The sequence below is a fragment of the Chitinivibrionales bacterium genome, assembly GCA_014728215.1.
In the GTDB taxonomy this organism is placed as follows: Bacteria; Fibrobacterota; Chitinivibrionia; order Chitinivibrionales; family WJKA01; genus WJKA01.
Window position 1 is genome coordinate 12800 of sequence record WJLZ01000219.1, and the last position, 17592, is coordinate 30391.

The 17592-nt window shown below is 47.6% G+C and carries 17 protein-coding genes; 8 read left to right on the top strand and 9 right to left on the bottom strand.

The window, feature by feature from the left end; all coding sequences use genetic code 11:
* Positions 1-10 precede the first annotated feature (10 nt).
* On the bottom strand, positions 11-445 hold the full coding sequence (locus GF401_20350) for an Rrf2 family transcriptional regulator (GenBank protein ID MBD3347414.1): 435 nt from the start codon (positions 443-445) through the stop codon (positions 11-13).
* 194 nt (positions 446-639) lie between these two features.
* Here GF401_20350 and GF401_20355 point away from each other — a divergent pair, with 194 nt between their 5' ends.
* On the top strand, positions 640-1668 hold the full coding sequence (locus GF401_20355; protein MBD3347415.1) for an aldo/keto reductase: 1029 nt from the start codon (positions 640-642) through the stop codon (positions 1666-1668).
* Between the two features lie 56 nt (positions 1669-1724).
* Here GF401_20355 and GF401_20360 read toward each other — a convergent pair whose 3' ends face one another.
* Positions 1725-2609: a hypothetical protein gene (locus tag GF401_20360; protein MBD3347416.1), complete on the bottom strand. Its 885-nt coding sequence runs from the start codon at positions 2607-2609 to the stop codon at positions 1725-1727.
* A 37-nt stretch (positions 2610-2646) separates the two neighbouring features.
* Here GF401_20360 and GF401_20365 point away from each other — a divergent pair, with 37 nt between their 5' ends.
* The gene (locus GF401_20365; protein ID MBD3347417.1) at positions 2647-3822 is read left to right on the top strand and encodes a hypothetical protein; all 1176 of its coding nucleotides are present in this window, start codon (positions 2647-2649) and stop codon (positions 3820-3822) included.
* The gene (locus tag GF401_20370; protein MBD3347418.1) at positions 3819-4481 is read left to right on the top strand and encodes a methyltransferase; all 663 of its coding nucleotides are present in this window, start codon (positions 3819-3821) and stop codon (positions 4479-4481) included. Before GF401_20365 ends, GF401_20370 begins: the two co-directional genes overlap by 4 nt.
* 94 nt (positions 4482-4575) lie before the next feature.
* Here the strand turns inward: GF401_20370 and thiF are convergent, their stop codons facing one another.
* The 7 genes from thiF to GF401_20405 form a co-directional block, all read right to left on the bottom strand.
* Positions 4576-5199: a sulfur carrier protein ThiS adenylyltransferase ThiF gene (gene thiF / locus GF401_20375; GenBank protein MBD3347419.1), complete on the bottom strand. Its 624-nt coding sequence runs from the start codon at positions 5197-5199 to the stop codon at positions 4576-4578.
* 49 nt (positions 5200-5248) lie between these two features.
* On the bottom strand, positions 5249-6364 hold the full coding sequence (thiH, locus tag GF401_20380) for a 2-iminoacetate synthase ThiH (GenBank protein ID MBD3347420.1): 1116 nt from the start codon (positions 6362-6364) through the stop codon (positions 5249-5251).
* A gap of 12 nt (positions 6365-6376) precedes the next feature.
* The gene (locus tag GF401_20385) at positions 6377-7150 is read right to left on the bottom strand and encodes a thiazole synthase (GenBank protein MBD3347421.1); all 774 of its coding nucleotides are present in this window, start codon (positions 7148-7150) and stop codon (positions 6377-6379) included.
* Between the two features lie 2 nt (positions 7151-7152).
* A complete protein-coding gene (gene thiS, locus GF401_20390; protein ID MBD3347422.1) occupies positions 7153-7356 on the bottom strand; it encodes a sulfur carrier protein ThiS in 204 nt (67 codons plus the stop codon).
* A 161-nt stretch (positions 7357-7517) separates the two neighbouring features.
* Positions 7518-8696 carry a hypothetical protein gene (locus GF401_20395; protein MBD3347423.1) on the bottom strand — a complete coding sequence of 393 codons (1179 nt, stop codon included), beginning with the start codon at positions 8694-8696 and terminating at the stop codon, positions 7518-7520.
* Between the two features lie 127 nt (positions 8697-8823).
* Positions 8824-10485, bottom strand: coding sequence for a hypothetical protein (locus tag GF401_20400; protein ID MBD3347424.1), 1662 nt, complete (start codon positions 10483-10485; stop codon positions 8824-8826).
* Positions 10486-10539: 54 nt separating this feature from the next.
* The gene (locus GF401_20405; GenBank protein ID MBD3347425.1) at positions 10540-11517 is read right to left on the bottom strand and encodes an SDR family oxidoreductase; all 978 of its coding nucleotides are present in this window, start codon (positions 11515-11517) and stop codon (positions 10540-10542) included.
* Between GF401_20405 and GF401_20410 the strand changes: the two genes are divergently transcribed.
* The 5 genes from GF401_20410 to GF401_20430 are packed head-to-tail and all read left to right on the top strand — an operon-like array spanning position 11516 to position 17493.
* On the top strand, positions 11516-14701 hold the full coding sequence (locus GF401_20410; protein ID MBD3347426.1) for a hypothetical protein: 3186 nt from the start codon (positions 11516-11518) through the stop codon (positions 14699-14701). The genes GF401_20405 and GF401_20410 overlap by 2 nt on opposite strands.
* Positions 14698-15693, top strand: coding sequence for a hypothetical protein (locus GF401_20415; protein MBD3347427.1), 996 nt, complete (start codon positions 14698-14700; stop codon positions 15691-15693). Before GF401_20410 ends, GF401_20415 begins: the two co-directional genes overlap by 4 nt.
* 38 nt (positions 15694-15731) lie before the next feature.
* Positions 15732-16241: a sigma-70 family RNA polymerase sigma factor gene (locus tag GF401_20420; protein MBD3347428.1), complete on the top strand. Its 510-nt coding sequence runs from the start codon at positions 15732-15734 to the stop codon at positions 16239-16241.
* Positions 16238-16861, top strand: coding sequence for a hypothetical protein (locus tag GF401_20425; GenBank protein ID MBD3347429.1), 624 nt, complete (start codon positions 16238-16240; stop codon positions 16859-16861). The genes GF401_20420 and GF401_20425 overlap by 4 nt, the downstream gene beginning before the upstream one ends.
* Complete coding sequence (locus GF401_20430; protein ID MBD3347430.1) at positions 16858-17493, top strand: hypothetical protein; 636 nt, start codon at positions 16858-16860, stop codon at positions 17491-17493. The genes GF401_20425 and GF401_20430 overlap by 4 nt, the downstream gene beginning before the upstream one ends.
* Positions 17494-17592: the final 99 nt, after the last annotated feature.

Here is a 17592-nt window from a genome sequence, read left to right on the forward strand (position 1 = left end):
CCACTTCCCCCTAAATACAATAACCACTTTTACCGGCCGATTCGGACCCGTCAAGCAAATCCTGCAGTGTTGTTTCTTCTAAAACCGCCCTTCGAGCTTCATACAATTTTTTCCAGACTTTCCTCGATGGACAGTGTTGAACCTCACTGCAGAGTGAGGGATTGTCCAGACAGTCTACCGGCGCCAGAGAACCTTCAAGAGCTCCGACTATTTCCATAAGCGTTATCATCGATGGTGGCCGGTTGATAATATACCCCCCCCGAGCGCCCCGTACCGTCTCAATTATTCCGTTATTCTTCAGCATAATAAGAATATTTTCCAGATAGGCATCGGAAATATTCTGTTTTGCCACAATGTTTTTGCGTTTTGTGGGCACTTTTTCGTAATTTTTGGCAATTTCCAGTATTGCCCGCACCCCATATCTCGACTTTGTGGATAGTTTCATAAGATATACCCTGAAATTAAAGTTTACTTTATTTATAAACAATATAGTGTAGTGCGGTTTCAATGTCAACAATGGTGTACAACAATGGAAAGTTTAAGCGGCAAAGATCTGTCTGAGGGTTTTTGTTAAGGGTTTTCGGCTATTTATATTAGATCCAATACCCGAACCATTCACTTAAGCGAAAGGTTTTACTTATGAAATACATCTATCTCGGCAAAACAGGACTGATCGTTTCGAGAATCTGCCTGGGAACCATGACATTCGGGCAGAAAGACTGGGGATGCAATAAGAAAACCGCCTTCGAGATTATCGATACATTTCTGGATGGGGGCGGTAATTTTATTGACACGGCAGATTTATACGCTGGCGGTGTTTCGGAAGAGATTGTGGGCGAAGCACTCAAAGATAAGAAACGGGATGATATTGTTCTGGCGACCAAGGGATTTTTCCGCACTGCAGATACACCCAATGCAAAGGGGCTTTCGAGGAAACATCTCATTGAAGCATGCGAGGCAAGTTTACGGCGGCTCAATACCGATTTTATCGATCTGTACCAGATCCATGGCCCCGATCCTTTTACTCCTCTTGAAGAAACCATGCTTGCCCTCGAACATCTTGTCGCATCGGGCAAAGTAAGATATATCGGCTGCAGCAATCTCTACGCCTGGCAGATTGTCAAGGCCACCGGTATCGCGCGCAGTCGGGGATACGAACAGTTCCGCTGTGCGCAGCATCTTTACAACTTGATCATCCGTGATGTAGAGCGGGAAATCCTTCCGGCCTCACACGATCAGGGCATGGGATTTATCTGCTGGAGCCCCCTGGCAAGCGGCATGCTGACGGGGAAATACAAAAAGGAATCCCGTCCAAAGAAGGGTACCCGGGTATGGCGCCGTGCAGCCGCCGACATGCCCCGGTACTGGCATGATAGAGGATTTCATATCATCGATGAAACAATTGAAGTTGCAAAAAAGACCGGCAAGACGCCGGCACAAATCGCCCTCGCCTGGTTGCTCCATGACACACGGGTATCCTCGGTGATCGTAGGCGGAAGAAAACCCGGGCAGATAAAAGAAAACTGCCGCGCCGGAACCTGGGATATGCCGCGGAAATACCATACCCGGCTCTCAGAAGCCACTCAATTCGATTTGGGCTATCCCCATAGTTGGATCAGCCAATTCGGGAGCAAAGATTTTCAGGACCCGAACATCATTGTTCCTTAAAGCAGAACATTACAACAGGGAACGAATGGGCGCGGAAAACACAGTCTTGCCCCCCCTCACTCCCGGGGGGTATTCCCCTTTTCCACAAATTCGGTTTCGACCCGGTTTTCATACACCTTTACCCACAACCAGCCTTCTTCACTGGAACCATCGTGATTACCGGTTGCCAGGGAGAGGCAGGTGTTACAATAGTAATCGGCGCCGTTGCGGAACCCGTGCCATCGCGCGTGATAATGACCGGAAAAAAAGGCCATCACCTGTTTCGTATCAAGAATATCAAAAATGGGCGATGTATTACTTACCGGGAACCGGGGAACATCCGGATGAAGACTGAAATGGGAAAACACGATAAGCCGATCATCGGGTTTGATCCGGGGCGCGACCCGCGAAAGCCATGTAATAGTCGCATCAGGAACACGTACCGTAGCATTTGTCTCGTTGGTTAAATCGAGCACAATCATCATAATGCCCTTGTTATGAAACAGGTAATTGGGCCGCCAGGCGGGAAAAACACGTTGAAAGGGTGATGAAGAGATATCTGTTCCTTCAACACAATCGTGATTTCCGGCCACCACGTACCACGGTTTCCCTATGTGCCGAAGCTGCTCTTTTACCAGAAGCAACTCTTCCCGTGAACCATAATTGACAAGATCTCCGCACAGGACCACAAAATCAAAATCCAACGACAGTTTCTTCCAGTTGCTTACCGATTCCCCGAAATATGCTGCCTGATCCGGAGTGGAAATATGGAGATCATTGCAGAAAATGAATGAAAACAGCGGTTTTTCTCTCTTTTTCATAAAAAATGAGGGGAAAGAACATGATTCCAAGGCAAACGCTCCTGCGCCTGCTAAAAAGTCTTTTAAAAATAATCGGCGATTTTCCATTACAATAACTAATATAAATGAATATTCGTTTTGTAGCTTTTTTATGAGCAACATTAATTTTATACTATATTAGCAACGGCCCTGAATTATTATGCAATCACGAGTTACAAAAGTTGATTATATCCTCTGGACAGTGATTACCGTCTACATCGGGGTCATTTACGCAACCCTTTCGATTGTTTCAGAGGTACGGAAATTTCTGGCCGAGCGGTACGGCCCCGATATCTTCGATAATATCGCCTGGGTATTTGCAGCAGCGGGTGTTGGCCTCTTTTTTTATGTCCTGATTGCGTTCCGCGGCCGTCGAAGGCTCATAACATTTGCGGCACTTATCATTATCGGAATTGTTTATGTCTGGTACCTTTCGACCCTCCATTATGCCGTCGAGAAAATCCATTTTATTCAATATGGACTCCTGGGCATTCTTTTTGCGCACGCAATAACCCGTCACGTGCACAACTGGGTCGGGATATTCATGGCGGTTGCTGCCGTATACTGGGCCGGTCTTGGCGATGAAGCTATACAGTGGGCACTTCCGGGCAGGGTCGGTGAAATCCGGGACAGTATTACCAACCTCTTTTCGGGATTACTTGGAAGTGCGGTGTATTTTTCACTGGTGAAGAATAAGCGAATCCGGCTGTTCATTCCTCCGGCTCATGCACGGTTCATGATTGTCACTCTTGGACTCACCACGGTTTTCACCACCCTTTTCCTTGTAACGGTCCACGGTTTCGGCGCCATAATCGAACGGGGCGATCCCGGACGCATCTATTCATCTTTTTCCGAAAACCGGCTTGCCGAAATCAATGGGTATGTCCCTGTCTCCGGACGGGAGATGCGGGTGTATACCAACGAAGCGCTCCGACATTTACATCAACGGGAATTTTATTTTTACAATGAATTTATGGCACGTAATGGATCATACTATTTGATGTATGACCGGAGTTTTTTTGAAAACCGGGTGCTGGAGACCTGGTATGGACGGTTTTTGCTGGAACATTCGGAATCCCGATGCTCGCGCCTGCTAAAGACAATCGACAAAGAAACGGCGTCCATGACCGAAAATCCGGTGCTCTGGCCCGACAGTGTACGGAACCGAATGAAACGTCTTGCAGGAGATACCTCTCGCATGCATACGAGCAGAGTCAAAAGCACGATAATTACCTCATACCATGCCCGGGATCTCTATTTTTTCTCGGCATTACTGCTGATAGTCTTCATAAGTTGCTTTTTCATGATTACAAAGAAGGAATCGATACCTGAATGAATAATTCGGAAATAAATCCTTCCCCGGAGCTTCTGGCGCGCCATGCTCCTTTGACGCCGGTTTACGGATGTTCATCGCTTGTTGCCCATATTGCACCGGATGTTTTCGGGTTATGGCTTTTTTGGGAAGAAGAGACCGGCGGTGAGCGCGAGATACCCTACTGGACCGTTGTATGGCCCGGCGCTGCAGTGCTTGCCCAATATATTCTCGACAACAGCACAACTCTCGTCAAAGAAAAACGGGTCCTGGACCTTGGATGCGGCGGGGCTCTTCCCGCAATCGCAGCTTTCCATGGAAATGCCAAAAAAATAGTCGCAAACGATATCGATCATGTTGCACTCCATATCGCCACTCTCAATGCACGTGCCAATAACGCTTCTCTTACACTCAACAGTGATAACCTGGTGGACCGGAAATACCCGGGGAACTTCGACCTGCTCTTAGCCGGCGATCTGTTTTATGAAAGAGGCACAGCCGAAAAGACCCTCTCCTTTCTGTGGAAAGCCAGAGAATCAGGCGCTCGTGTACTTATTGCCGACGGTGAGCGGAAATATGCCCCCCGAACCGGGGTGGTTCTGCTTCGAGAATGTATTATGCCCGTGAATAAAGAGCTGGAAGGGATTGACAAAAGAAAGGTCAGACTGCTTGAGCTGGAGTGAATGCCTGAAGGGGGAGTCGAAGGGCGAATGAAGGTTGAAGGTGCCATGGCTTTCAGAGCCATGGTCTGTTGATTTCGTTTTTAGCAACTATCTCTTATCCTTCTTCTCGGCCAAGCACCCATTCCAGTACTACATCGGCCTGTTTGGCGGCGGCGATAGCTACGCAGGGGGCGTAAGGATGTATATCACCGGCTACTTCGGAGGTGGTATCACCGATAAGATAGAACGTATCGCCCATTTTTTTTGTTTCGATCCGGTCACTGTTGCCGTATCCGGCAAGACCGCTTGCGCACACCAGCAGTTTGTCGCTGTTCTTGAATTTACGGGCGATCATCGCTTTACACTCGCTTTTATCGAAGGCTTCGATAATTATATCACAGGAAGAAAAGACCGAATCGAGATTCGTATCACTCAGGGATATCTGGAATGTTTTGACTGAAATCAGATCGTTGATCCGCCGCATGTTTTCCCTGAGCGCCGTTACTTTAGGCATCCCCACCTGGCCGGTGAAATATGCCTGACGGTTCAGATTGGAGTGTTCGATTTCATCGAAATCCACGAGCGTAAACTTCTCAAATCCGCACCGGACCAGAAACGTGGCGCAGTTGGAACCGAGTCCACCGGCGCCGGCAATGCCGATATGCATCGCTTTGATTTTTTTTATCTGGCCGGGACTGAAAAATTTCGAAACCACCGTATCAAAATCTGTACCTGCCATAGAATCCTTCTCCAAAAATACTTCTTACATGCCGGCACACTATCACATATCAACTATTTATGAGCAGTCTGGAATTCCAGTCGTAAGTCACCGGTTGAAATCCGGCCCTGAGCAAATCCCGTTTCATCTCTTCCAGCGACCGGCTGTCGGCTATTTCGAACTGGGTTGTTGAGGGGGCCTGTGAATGCCCGCCTACGGCAGTTGAAACACCGGCAGACATCCGGGTGACGCCGAGCGGCAGAATATTGTTCCGAAATTCCTTTGATTCCCTGGTGGAAATCGTAATGCCGACCGAAGGGAAAGCAATCCGGAACGCGGTAAGCAACTGGACAAACCGCTTATCGGAAACCGGATCGGGAAGCGCAAAATCCTGTACCAGCGGACGGATCCGCGGCAGCGACACCGAAACCTCGGTGGCTGGCCAGGTGTTCTGGATATGGCGCAGGTGGAGCGCCAGAGCAAATGCTTCTTTTCGGAAATCATGGAGCCCCAGAAGCGCGCCGATCGTGAGTGAATGGACATTTTGCCGGCATGCCCGGTCGGGAGCTTCAAGACGGAACCGGTAATTGTCCTTGGGTCCTCCCCGATGAAGCTCATGATAGATCGTTTCATCATAGACTTCCTGATAAATTGTCAACGAATCGACCCCTTCGGCAACGCACCGCCCATAGCCTTCCTCGGTAAGCGGATATATTTCGATCCCGATGGATGAGAAATAATCACGGCAGAGAGCAACAGCATCGGTGATATATTCCAGAGTCGCTTTTTTTGACGATTCACCGGTTAAAAGAAGAATATGGCGCATACCGGTGTCGCCGATCTTTTGCGCTTCCTCCCTGATTTCCCTTGGAGACAAATGACGCCGCTCGATATTATGAGTGCATGCAAAGGAGCAATACCTGCAGGTGTTTTCACAATAATTCGAAATATAAAGAGGGGTAAAAAGAAAAATTACATTACCGAATTGTTTCCGGGTGATCGTTGCCGCCCTTTGCGCCATGGGCTCCAGATACTCGAGCGCGGCATCGGAAAGCAGGGCCGGAAAATCGAGTTCGGTTACGTTATCCTTTGCCAGAATCGCTTCAATATGGTGAGGAGCGATCGAATCCAGATAGCTTTGGAGATTAAAGCTTTTAAATTCCTGCAGTTTCCGATAAAATTCCACTATACTTCACTTCTATTCATCTCTGAGAAAGCCGGTCATGGGTGATGAAGGCCTGGCGTTGTGTGATTGTGCTCCCGGGCCTGCGAGATAGGCATACCGTCCGGCCCTGATCGCCATTTTGAAGGCTTGGGCCATAGCAACAGGATCCTTGCTTGAGGCAATAGCCGTATTGAGCAGGATAGCATCCACACCAAGCTCCATAGCCTGGGCAGCATGGGACGGCCGTCCGATACCGGCGTCGACAATGACAGGAATGGAAATTTCTTCTACGAGAATTTCAATCAGGTCGAGAGTTCTGAGGCCTTTATTGGTCCCGATCGGTGCCCCAAAGGGCATAACCGCAGCAGCACCGGCGTCAACCAGACGGCGGGCCGTTGCCAATTCCGGACTCATGTAGGGAAGAACCACAAAACCATCCTTCACAAGCTCCTCTGTAGCTTTCAGAGTTTCCTGGTTATCAGGAAGAAGATATTTCTGGTCGTTGATAACTTCGATTTTAATCCAGTCGCCGCATCCTGCAGCCCGGGCAAGACGAGCAATACGAACCGCTTCATCGGCATTCCGGGCCCCCGATGTGTTGGGAAGAAGAATCTTGCCTTCTGGAATATGATTCAGAATACTGTCGTCGGGACGATCCAGATCGATCCGTCGAAGGGCAATGGTAATAATATCACATTCAGCCGCTTCAAGAACCTCCTTGATAATCCTGTCGTCACGATATTTCCCCGAGCCGGTAATCAGCCGGGAACGAATCGGTTTGCCTGCAATAATCAGATCGTCATTCATACTCAACCGCCGCCTACAAAACTGATTAATTCAATAGTATCCCCCGGCGAGATTTTCCGGGTATGGTACTCTTCTTTTTGTATGATTGCCCGATTAATCTCAACAACAACTCTGTCGGGATCGATTTTTTTTGATAAGAGAAATTCGCTTACCAAAAGGGGGCAATTCAGATTTTCTTTTTTTCCGTTGAGCGTTACCTGTGCCATAGTTCTACTGAAGATAATGAGGAATCATATATTTAATAGTAATAAAATAAGTCATGCCTCAGTATTTTTTATAGCACCGCCATATCCGGGCTTGTGCACGAATAAAAAAAGCCTGTCTTAAAAAAGACAGGCTTAGTCGTAACAGCTATGCTGCGCGACAATTATTCTTCAGAACCGGATTCATCAGCCCCATCGTCGGTATTTTCATCCATTGATTCGCTCTCCGAATCCTCCGACATTTCTTCATCAGATACTGCTTGAGATTCAGTTTCTTCTTCTGTTGAAGCGGGTGCGGCGCCGATTTCACCGGTATGAATATCGGGCCAGCGGTCATTGCCGGAATGGAACGTAAGACGGACAAAATCTTTTTTCTTATTGGTATTTATATCCCAGATGAATACTTCATAATCGTAGATATCATGATCGTGCCCATACTGGGTTGCAGTCCAGACCAGCCAGTTTTCGCTCGGATCAATACGAGGAAAATACTCATGAGATCTTCTCAGCGGAAGATCCATGAACTGGATTTCTTTGGGAACTCTGAGACCACGAATCGGCTGAGTCGGTTTTCCATTCTCGTTGATATCGATACAAAGAACTTCAGTACCACCTTTGCCGTGTCCTTCATTCATACGAAGCACTTTGTTGCTTGAAGGCCAGAAGTTGATTTGACAGCCACCACCGGTGGTATGCCATTCTCCTGTTTCCAGATTATAGATACCGGTCTGACGCTCCGATCCACGAACGGTCATGGCAAGAAGTTTGCCGTCGGGCGACATTTCGGGCTGCTGTGCAATGGCGCCTTTTTTGATTTTTTCTTCTGCATCGAAAATCATTTTTTCTTCGCCGCTCGAAAGATTTTTGGTATATACCTTTGCTCCGCGGGCAAAAATAATTGTCTCACCATCCGGTCGCCAGGTACTCCAGCATCCACTCTCAACAACTTTTTTTTCATCGGTACCGTCGGTATTGATCATCCAGATGTCCCATTTATCGTAGTATTTGGCATCCATCTCTTTAACCCATCCGGCCTTACTTCTTACAAAAAGCACCCGTGAACCATTAGGTGAGAAACGGGAAAACCAGTCGACATTACCCGGTGAGGTGGTAAGTGCCTTTTTATCGGCGCCGTCTGCATCCATGATCCAGATATCATGATTGCTGTTGACCCGGGAAGTGGCCCAGACAATTTTACCGTCGACCTTCCCTTTCAGCTCTTCCAGAGCCTTTTGCTGCTTTTTTGATGGATTTACCGCACCACCGGTCGGCGCCCCCTGTGCATAAAGCAATGACAAACTTCCGGCCAGCACACCAAGCACGACCATTGATTTTAAACGCATAACTCCTCCTATGGAATTAAATAAGTGAACTACTCAAAGCTAAAAAAGATAAGCCGCCTCTTCTTTGCCGAACTTCTCTCTTTTAAAAATATAAGTTTTTCGCCAATGAATCGGAAGGGTTTTACCGTTATTTTGATTTTGAAAATTCTCCGCCTCTTATGGTTTTTATCAAATTCACCAAATGTCCCCGCGCTTCCTTGAAAAGATACGGTTTGTTTTTCCATTTCCGCTCAATTCTGTTTTCTATCATTTGAATGTCTTTACGGGACTCGAGATCGATGGGGGGTGTTTGTGCATATGAATCTTTGACAAATAATGCCGACGAACCGTCGGCAAAAACCAACCGCCACGCACCGTTCTCGTAGAGATAGCCGAACAATTTCATATACCGGTCAAAAATTGCCGTAGGGACCAGCACATGGGTGATTGAAAATTTATCGGCAACACGAGCAAACAGGTCGGGATTGTCGAGTATCGCAAGATATTCCGCATAAAATTCGGGCGTTCGGATAATCAATCGACCATCAATAAACACCTTCTTTGGAGGATACAATTCCCACAGAAGATATCCGCCGTATCTGACCGAATTAAAGATATGGCCCGTTACAGGGTATTCATGCAAATAGGCAACAGCATCATCGGGATATCGAAAGGGCGATAAAAATTGCTGTGAAGGTCCCACCCGGAGCACCAGGGCATGGAGGAAAACAAGTGCGACGGTTATCACACCGCCAAGAGAAAGGCCCACAGCCGCCATGAAGCGTCTTATGGCCTGTCCCGCTCTTTCAAGCAGGTAACCGCCCGAATACCCGAGAACGGGCGCGGTAATAAACGCAAAAAGCAAAATATTTCGTTTAGAGGTATAGGCAAGATAGGAAAATGCTGCAAAGAGAAGCAGATGGGCAATTCTGATTTTTTTTCTATTCAGTACAAGAACAACAAGGGTTATTAAAAAGACGGCAACCACAAAAGCCGCATACAAAGAACCTTCATTAAACAGCTGAGAAAGCGGTGTATTCTCACTGACATTTTCGGCATAGAGTTTTCCCAAAGCGGGGTCGATTCGCTTGAACAGCCGCAGAGGATAGAACATACCGCTCAAACCATAGGGATTTATCACCGTCGAAAGAGTAACAGCAGCAGCAATCAGGCCTGTTTTCAGCAATTCTTTTCGGTGAGCAAAATCATTCTTTAAGAAAAGAGCAGGAATTACCGTCCCGCCAACCCAGTAGGCGCCCAGAATGATCGGACCGAGAACAAAGAGTCCCTGACAATTGGTCCAGAGAATCTGAACGGGCAAAAGTACATAGAGATACCGATACTTTTTCAGGGCATAAAAATGTTCGAGGCAGAAAATGAAAAGGGCCATGCAGAAAAGGGTAACGAGAATCGGCCGGACCAGCACCAGATAGCGCATCCAGAAAAACATGAGTGCAATAATAAAGGCATACAAAACCGGATTTTTCTTCTGTGGAAAGGCAAAAAAAAGCAGTACACATGCGCCCGCAAAGACCATACTCCGAAAGAGTGCGAGTCCCTGAATTCCCAGGAACGAATAAATGCCGTAGACTAAGAACTGAAAAAGCCAGTGTATATTTATCCATGGTGTTTCGTGAGGAGTAAAAGAAAAGGGGTCGGCAAAAAACAGCGACTTTTGACTGAGCATTTCCCGGGCCGACGCCAGATGCCACCAGATATCGGTATTGGTAAGAGGATAGTAGACAAAAAAGCCTGCAAAGAGAGCAAGCAGAAAGGCGGATAAGAATAAAACAAACTTATTGTGATGCATAATGATTGAAAAAGGACAAGAATTATGTGCAGCTCCAAGGATCTTCAGTCGACCTTAAAATGTAGCCAGCCATCCGCCGTCGACATAAAGAACCTGTCCGGTTACAAATCTCGAAGCATCCGAGGCTAAAAACACGGCAGCACCTTCGAAATCATCAGGTTCTCCCCATCGTCTGAGCGGCGTCCGTTTTACGACCCATTCATCAAATTCAGGATCTTCATAGAGCGACTGGGTCATCTCGGTCTGAATATATCCCGGCCCGATACCGTTTACGCGGATATCAAATTCGGCCCAGTCCACCGCACATGCTTTTACCAGTTGTTTAAGCCCGCCTTTGGTCGCAGCATAAGGAGCGGTGGTGGGACGGGCCGCTTCGCTCTGAAGCGAACAGATCATGATAATAGTCCCGGGCTTGACATTTTCTATTTTCTCACGGGCAAAACACTGGGAGAGCACAAAGGGTGCAGTCAGATTCACGGCAAGTATCTGATTGAAATCATCAAGCAGAATCTTATCGGCCCGCCCGCGGCAATGCATTCCGGCATTATTAACCAGAATATCAAACCCCATCATTTCAGCAGACGCCTTTTTATAGAAACCGGCAATCTTTTCGGTCTCTTCAAGATCAACCTGAAAAGCAACACAGCGCTCCTCGATCTCTTTGAGTTCCGCCAGTGCCTTCCTGTTTTTTTCTTCATCCCTGCCGGCAATTGCAACCACTGCCCCCGCACGGGCCAGGCCTTTTGCAATACCCAGGCCGATACCGGTATTACCGCCTGTTACCAGTGCCTTTTTTTTCTTGCAACTGAATTGTGTAAAATCCATCAGACCTCCACACTCCCTGTTAATATGAATAAAAAACCATAGAATGAAAATAGCATCAGAGCAGCTTGCTATTTCAAGTACCGGGGGATTTTGTCTTTTCCGGCCGGTCTCATAAAAATAATAACCCCTTCTTACCCTGTTATATTTTATTTCATGGCCATTATTTGTAAGCCCTTTTAATTCAACGAAAAGGACGTTTGTTTTCATGCTCTTTTCTTCAGATACGTCACTTGGTGAAAAACTGACCTGCGTTACCCGTCTTGGCCGACAGAAAAACGCAACCCGTCAACAACAGCATGCATTAAGAAAGCTTCGGGACAATGTAGAAGAAAACATGTATATCCGCGGGTATGCCGCCTGGGCTCTTGACCAGTGTATCGCAGAGGCTACTCCCCGGAAATCGGCAATCTATCATGTCGACTGCAATAACCCTTCCGCCGACGATACTAATCCCGGATCACAGGAAAAGCCCTTCAAGACAATTCAAAAAGCCGCCGAAACCCTCCGTTCAGGAGACCGGGCGGTTATTCATGAAGGGGTCTACAGAGAATTGGTTCAACCTTTCTGTGGAGGCGATTCGCCGGATACAATGATTACCTATTGTGCGGCACAGGGTGAGACCCCGGTAATCAAAGCAATGGATATCTGGACGCCCGAGTGGCGAAACGAAGGAAATGGTCTCTGGTCGGCCACCTATGTGCCCCACTCCTGGGACAGCCCGGATTCACCAGGCACTCAGATTCCGAATAACCGGTGCGAGCAGATATTTGCCGACGGAAAACTTTGTGTGCATGTCGAAAAACAGGAAGAACTCACTGCCCGTGAAGGGACCATGTGGATTGACAATGAAAACACCCGCCTGTGGATACACCTTCCATCAGAACAGATACCGTCGGAAAGGCTGATCGAACGTTCCACGCGCCCTCAGTGTTTCGCTCCGGCGGTACGTGGTCTGGGATATATTACTATCAGCGGCCTTACCATGATCGGCGGGGCCGCGCATAAATGGACCGGTGGCAACTGGAACGATATCAACCAGACCGCGGTCCTGAGTACCGAAAGCGGTCACCACTGGATTATCGAAAACAATACCATCGAATACGGGAATGCCCAGGGACTCTCAATCGGTGTTGGCGGGTTCGCACGACCCAAAAAAGAGATTCCCATTATCACCCGGGACACGGAAAATCCCGAAACGCCCCCTCCGGAAACCCGTCGGGGAGGCACTCTCGCCCGACGCAATAAAGTCAACTACCACGGCATCTCGGGCATTGTCGGGATCGGGGATACAATCAATCTTATTATCGAAGACAACGAAGTAATCGGCAACGATCTGAAAAACAACCGCGGGACCTGTGAAGAAGCCGGAATAAAATTTCATGGCGTCAAAAAAAGTATTTTCCGGGGTAATCTTGTCAAAGACAACAATTCCCACGGCGTCTGGCTTGATTGTAACTGCGAAGAAAACCGGATTACCCGCAACATTCTTATCGACAATACCGACAACCAGATCTTCCACGAACTCAGCCAAGGGCCTCTTCTGGTTGACAACAACGTTATTGTCGAAACAAAAGAGGACTCGACCAGTACCGGGTTCTATACGCACGACGGTAACCGGGCGCTGTTTACTACCAACTATATTTACGGTTGCAAGCTGGGAGTGCGCATACGCGCCCTTTTTCATCGTATGCACCACGGGAAACATACCGCCACCAGCCACAATCATATTTACAACAATATAATAGAAAATTGCAGGGAGGCCCCCGTCAGCCTCATGCCCGAGGCGCCTCGGTGTGAAGACAATTCCAGCGAATCGAATTTTTTCTGGAACAGCGGCGCCCCGGTGTTCCTTCGTGTGGAAAACACCAGTGACGTCGGCATGAAATGGGAGGAAACCGATATCGGCAAAGCCCTGGGCTACGAGGGGGGCGGCGATCGGCTGATACCGGTCGAATACTGGTCACGGTTCCTTTCCATGGATACAAAGAGTATTATTCTCCCTCCCGAACTGTTGTTCGGCAACCGGAAACCGGCGTCACTTCGCGACGCACTTGTACGGTTCTCAATCACCCAAAACATGAAAATGGAATGCGGGTATTACCCTTCCGAGCCGGTTGACACAAAAGAGTTCCTCTGTTTTGCCCCTCTCCTGGGCCCTGATGCACGTCTTCTCCGTTCACTCTGGACCGCTCCCTATTCCGGATTCCAGATCTGGGAAACCGGTTCGGGCGCCCGGGAAATTATGTGGCGACGAGGAAAAGAGAGTGTTATTCATCCTCTGGAAGAATTCGTGCTGCTTAAAGAACCGCTCGAATCGCTTATCCCACCTGTTGAAATCGCCCTTGGAGACTCGACAACCATTCCCCTTGAGCAAGGATGGCGAGTTGTTCGAAGTGATATCCCCTGCTCGATACCGGCCGGTATGCTTTCCCTCTCCGCACCAATGGAAAAAACACCCGGCCGGTATGCTGTTGTCCTTTCCAACGATATGAACTGGACCGTGGTTCGGGTGACGATTTCCCCGGCCTGCACGCTCGATAAAATCGATTTTTCCCGCCACAACGGCAACGCCGTTCTGATCACCCTGACCAATCACGGCAACAATCCTGTTGACGGAGACATTATGGTTGTGCTCAACGATGAAAAGCGGGTTGTCCCTTCTGCCCTGGAAAGTCATACCACGGAGGAATTTCGTGTTCCGGTATCCTGCCCCGACGCCGGGAAAGCTTTTGTAACCGTCAAGATGGGAAACAGCACGATTGAAACCGATACGCTGGTCGGTTTCGCCGCCGCTTGCCGTTCCGGTTCCTGGGACAGGTGCCCCAGGTTTGATATGGATTCCTTTCCCGGGGGGCTTTTTCCGGAGGGGGCCGAAGCATTCGTTTTTTACATGGGACGACTCCATGCCGGATGGCGGGCGCGGTATGACGATACCGGATTATACGTGCGGGTCGAAGTGGAGCATACCGAGCATATCGCAAAACGACTGGATATGGAAGGTATTCATACCGGTGACGGGGTTAAAATTGCGTTGAAAGGGAAACCCGGAGACCGGGCGACTGTGGTGGGGATGGCCCTGCTCTCGGAAAGTAAGGAACCAACCTGGGGATTTTGCAAGTCGGGTAATGAAGCGAAATATCCTGTAGGCAGATACCCGGACATGGATGCTTCCGTTATAAGAAAGGGTAACCTTACCGTGTACGAAGCAAAAATAATCTGGAACATGATCAACCTTTCCCACCCACCTGCAGCAGGAACATCGATACCATTCAGCGTTTTTGTCTCTTGTAAGGACTCCGATGCAAAATACGGTCTCCAATGGTTCTACGGCATCAAGTATGACCAGTGGGAAGGCGATGAAACACGGATGGGGCGATTGTGGTTCGAATGAGCCGAAAATGTGTCGGAAAAGAGAGTGCTTTTATTGCTCCGCGAAGAGGTAGAAGGCTATATGCAATTCTTGCTACGCTCTTTATGGTAACCCACAGCATGATGGCCGACTCCTTCGATTGCTCCCTCGACGGTGGAGGCGGATATGCTACCGATGTTTTCGATGTTACCGACGGCACATTCAGCAACAGCCCGTTCATCTCTTTTTCACTGAATCCGTCCTATGAGCACGAGCTGAAAAATAACCGCCAAATCGACATAACCGCAGGGTTTTCCGGAAGCAAATACTTTGAAAGGTATAACGAGTATGATTGCGAATCCGCATTTTCATTTATTACTCCCCTGAACGAAAAGCATCGCCTGTCATCGGGTATCGGAGGGGGTTATTATTTCCAGCCCGGTGGACAGGATGCCGATCCTTTAATCAATTATTTCATGGCGGGAACCAGGATTGAATATACCCGCTCCTTTAAACACCCACTCACGATTACCTGTACAATAGATTACCTCAATGATATCGATACCTCCCGATGGGATATCAAAAACCGTGTGTGGGCAAAGATACAATTCCTATCCAATTATTATGTTATGCCACATATTAAATCGGGTATATCATGGAGTATCTCAAGCAATGACGACTATGCATACGTTGAGTTTCTTTTTTCATCCGGGGTAACGGCAACCTTAAAGGAAAAAAATACTTTTCTGGGTTTGATGTATCTTTCTTTTAAATTTTTTGGCGATGAGATCGAGAATACCGCGGCAGACACTCTTTTCCCGGGCAATTCCGGAAAAAATCTTAATAATGAAATCTATCGTGCATCACACACACAGCTCTTCTATCTCGGCCTGTCCTATTTCCGAAAAATCACGCAACGAACTGATTTGTATGTTGCCTATGATTGGGGAGTATATGCTTCGGGATCGGAGGAAACCGGTTTTTCATCTCACAGATTATCTGCCGGTATTGACTGGCATCTGGAAAAATTGTAACCTTTTTATTATTTCTCCCGTAAAATAAAAGGAAAAGAATTGTGGCGTCAGAAAATCAATTGCCCGATTTCCGGGCCCTTGTTTTTCACTATAAAGGCTATGTGTATAATCTGGCCTACAGAATACTGGGAAACAGCGATGACGCCGGTGACGCCGTCCAGGAAACATTTCTGAAACTGTACAAAAACAGAAACAATTATAATAAACAAAAAAACATCAAAAACTGGATCTGCACCATAGCGATCAATGCAAGCAAGGATATTTATCGACAAAAGAAGCGCAGAAAGACCTGGGAATTATTTGACGATACAAAAATGCCCGACGGCGGTAGTGCTCCCGAAGAGGGGATGAGCGATAAACTTTTTATTTCCGAAATACTCAATGCTTTATCACTCAACCAGCGGACCGCAATGGTACTTTTTTATATTGAAAGAAAGACAATAAAGGATATTTCGAGCATCATGAAACGTCCTGAACCCCTCATTAAAGTATGGCTTTTCAGATCCCGTAAGCTACTGCTGGAAAAATTTGGACACGCTTTTGCATGAACTGTCATAAGGCCGAACAATACTTCGACGAATTTCATTCTTTAGGCAATCGGTTTTCAGATCCCTTGATTGAGAAACATGTGGAGACATGTATTTCCTGCAGCAAAAAGTATGAGCAATGGCAACAGCATGCCCGATTATTAGAGTCGACACCGGTGTTGCCCGAACCTCCCGGTTTGACTCAGGAAATATTGTCTCTGTGCGATAAACCTGCGAGAGCACCATCAGCATTCCCATCCCGACCTTTATTCTTCCCGCGCCCGGCTCTGACCGCTGTTGTATCGCTTCTTGTAATTGCAGCTTCAATCTGGTTTTACGAAAAAAATGTACCGGAGCGCCACGGAACAGTCTGGACGGCGTCGTCTTCGAAAATTGTCCTTACCGGCAAATTCCCTTCTGCAAAGAGCGTTTCCGTTGCCGGAGATTTCAATCAATGGGATATCGGGAATAAGCCTCTTCGCAAAGGATCAAACGGCAACTGGATTATCGAATTGGAGTTACCGCCGGGGACCTATCAATATCAGTTTGTTGTAAATGGAAACCAATGGCACCCCGACCCTTCGAATCCTGTCTTGATCCCCGACGGTTTTGGGGGGTATAACTCTGGAATAGAACTATGATAAAAAAAGCCGTCTTTGCAAGTTTGCTTGTTACCGCTGTTTTTTCCGCAGACACCCATTTGATGCGCGAGATCCGGACCCAATGGAATTCATCCCACGTCGCACGAATTGAGCATCTCCTTAAAGATGCTCGCCAAAAGGGAATTCCGCTTGATCCTTTAAAAAACAAGATCTATGAAGGCCTCGCCAAGGATGTTGCTCCCCGCCTGATTATCGATGCGGTGGCCGGGCGAAAGCACGATCTTGAAATGATAATACTTCACAATAAAGAGAGTAAATCGTCGCACATCGAACAAAAACTTTACATGAAAGAGAAAAGCCGGGGGGCTCAAAAACGACACTTTTCAGAAAAAAACACTCCGGCAAATAATCCTCGTACGAAGAAAAAGCAGCCGATTCCTCAGATGCGAAACCAAGAGTCACAAAGAAGTAAGGTGCTGAAAAAAGCAGAAATAAAAGCACGGAAAAGTGAAAAAAGTGCCGAAAAACTTGAGAAACAAAAGGAAAAATTCGAGAAGATCGCCGAGCGCCGTCGGGAAAAAATAGAGAAAGGCGCCGAAAAAAGACGCGACATTGTTGAAAAGAGACTCGAAAGAATCGAGAAAAAACTGGATAAAATGAATAGAAAATAGCCTCTTCCACCAACGGCAGTCACCCCCGATTCCTCCTCCTGACTGCCGTTTTTTTTATTCCCTGTAACCTTTTATCGTTTTTTGTCGTATATGATTAAA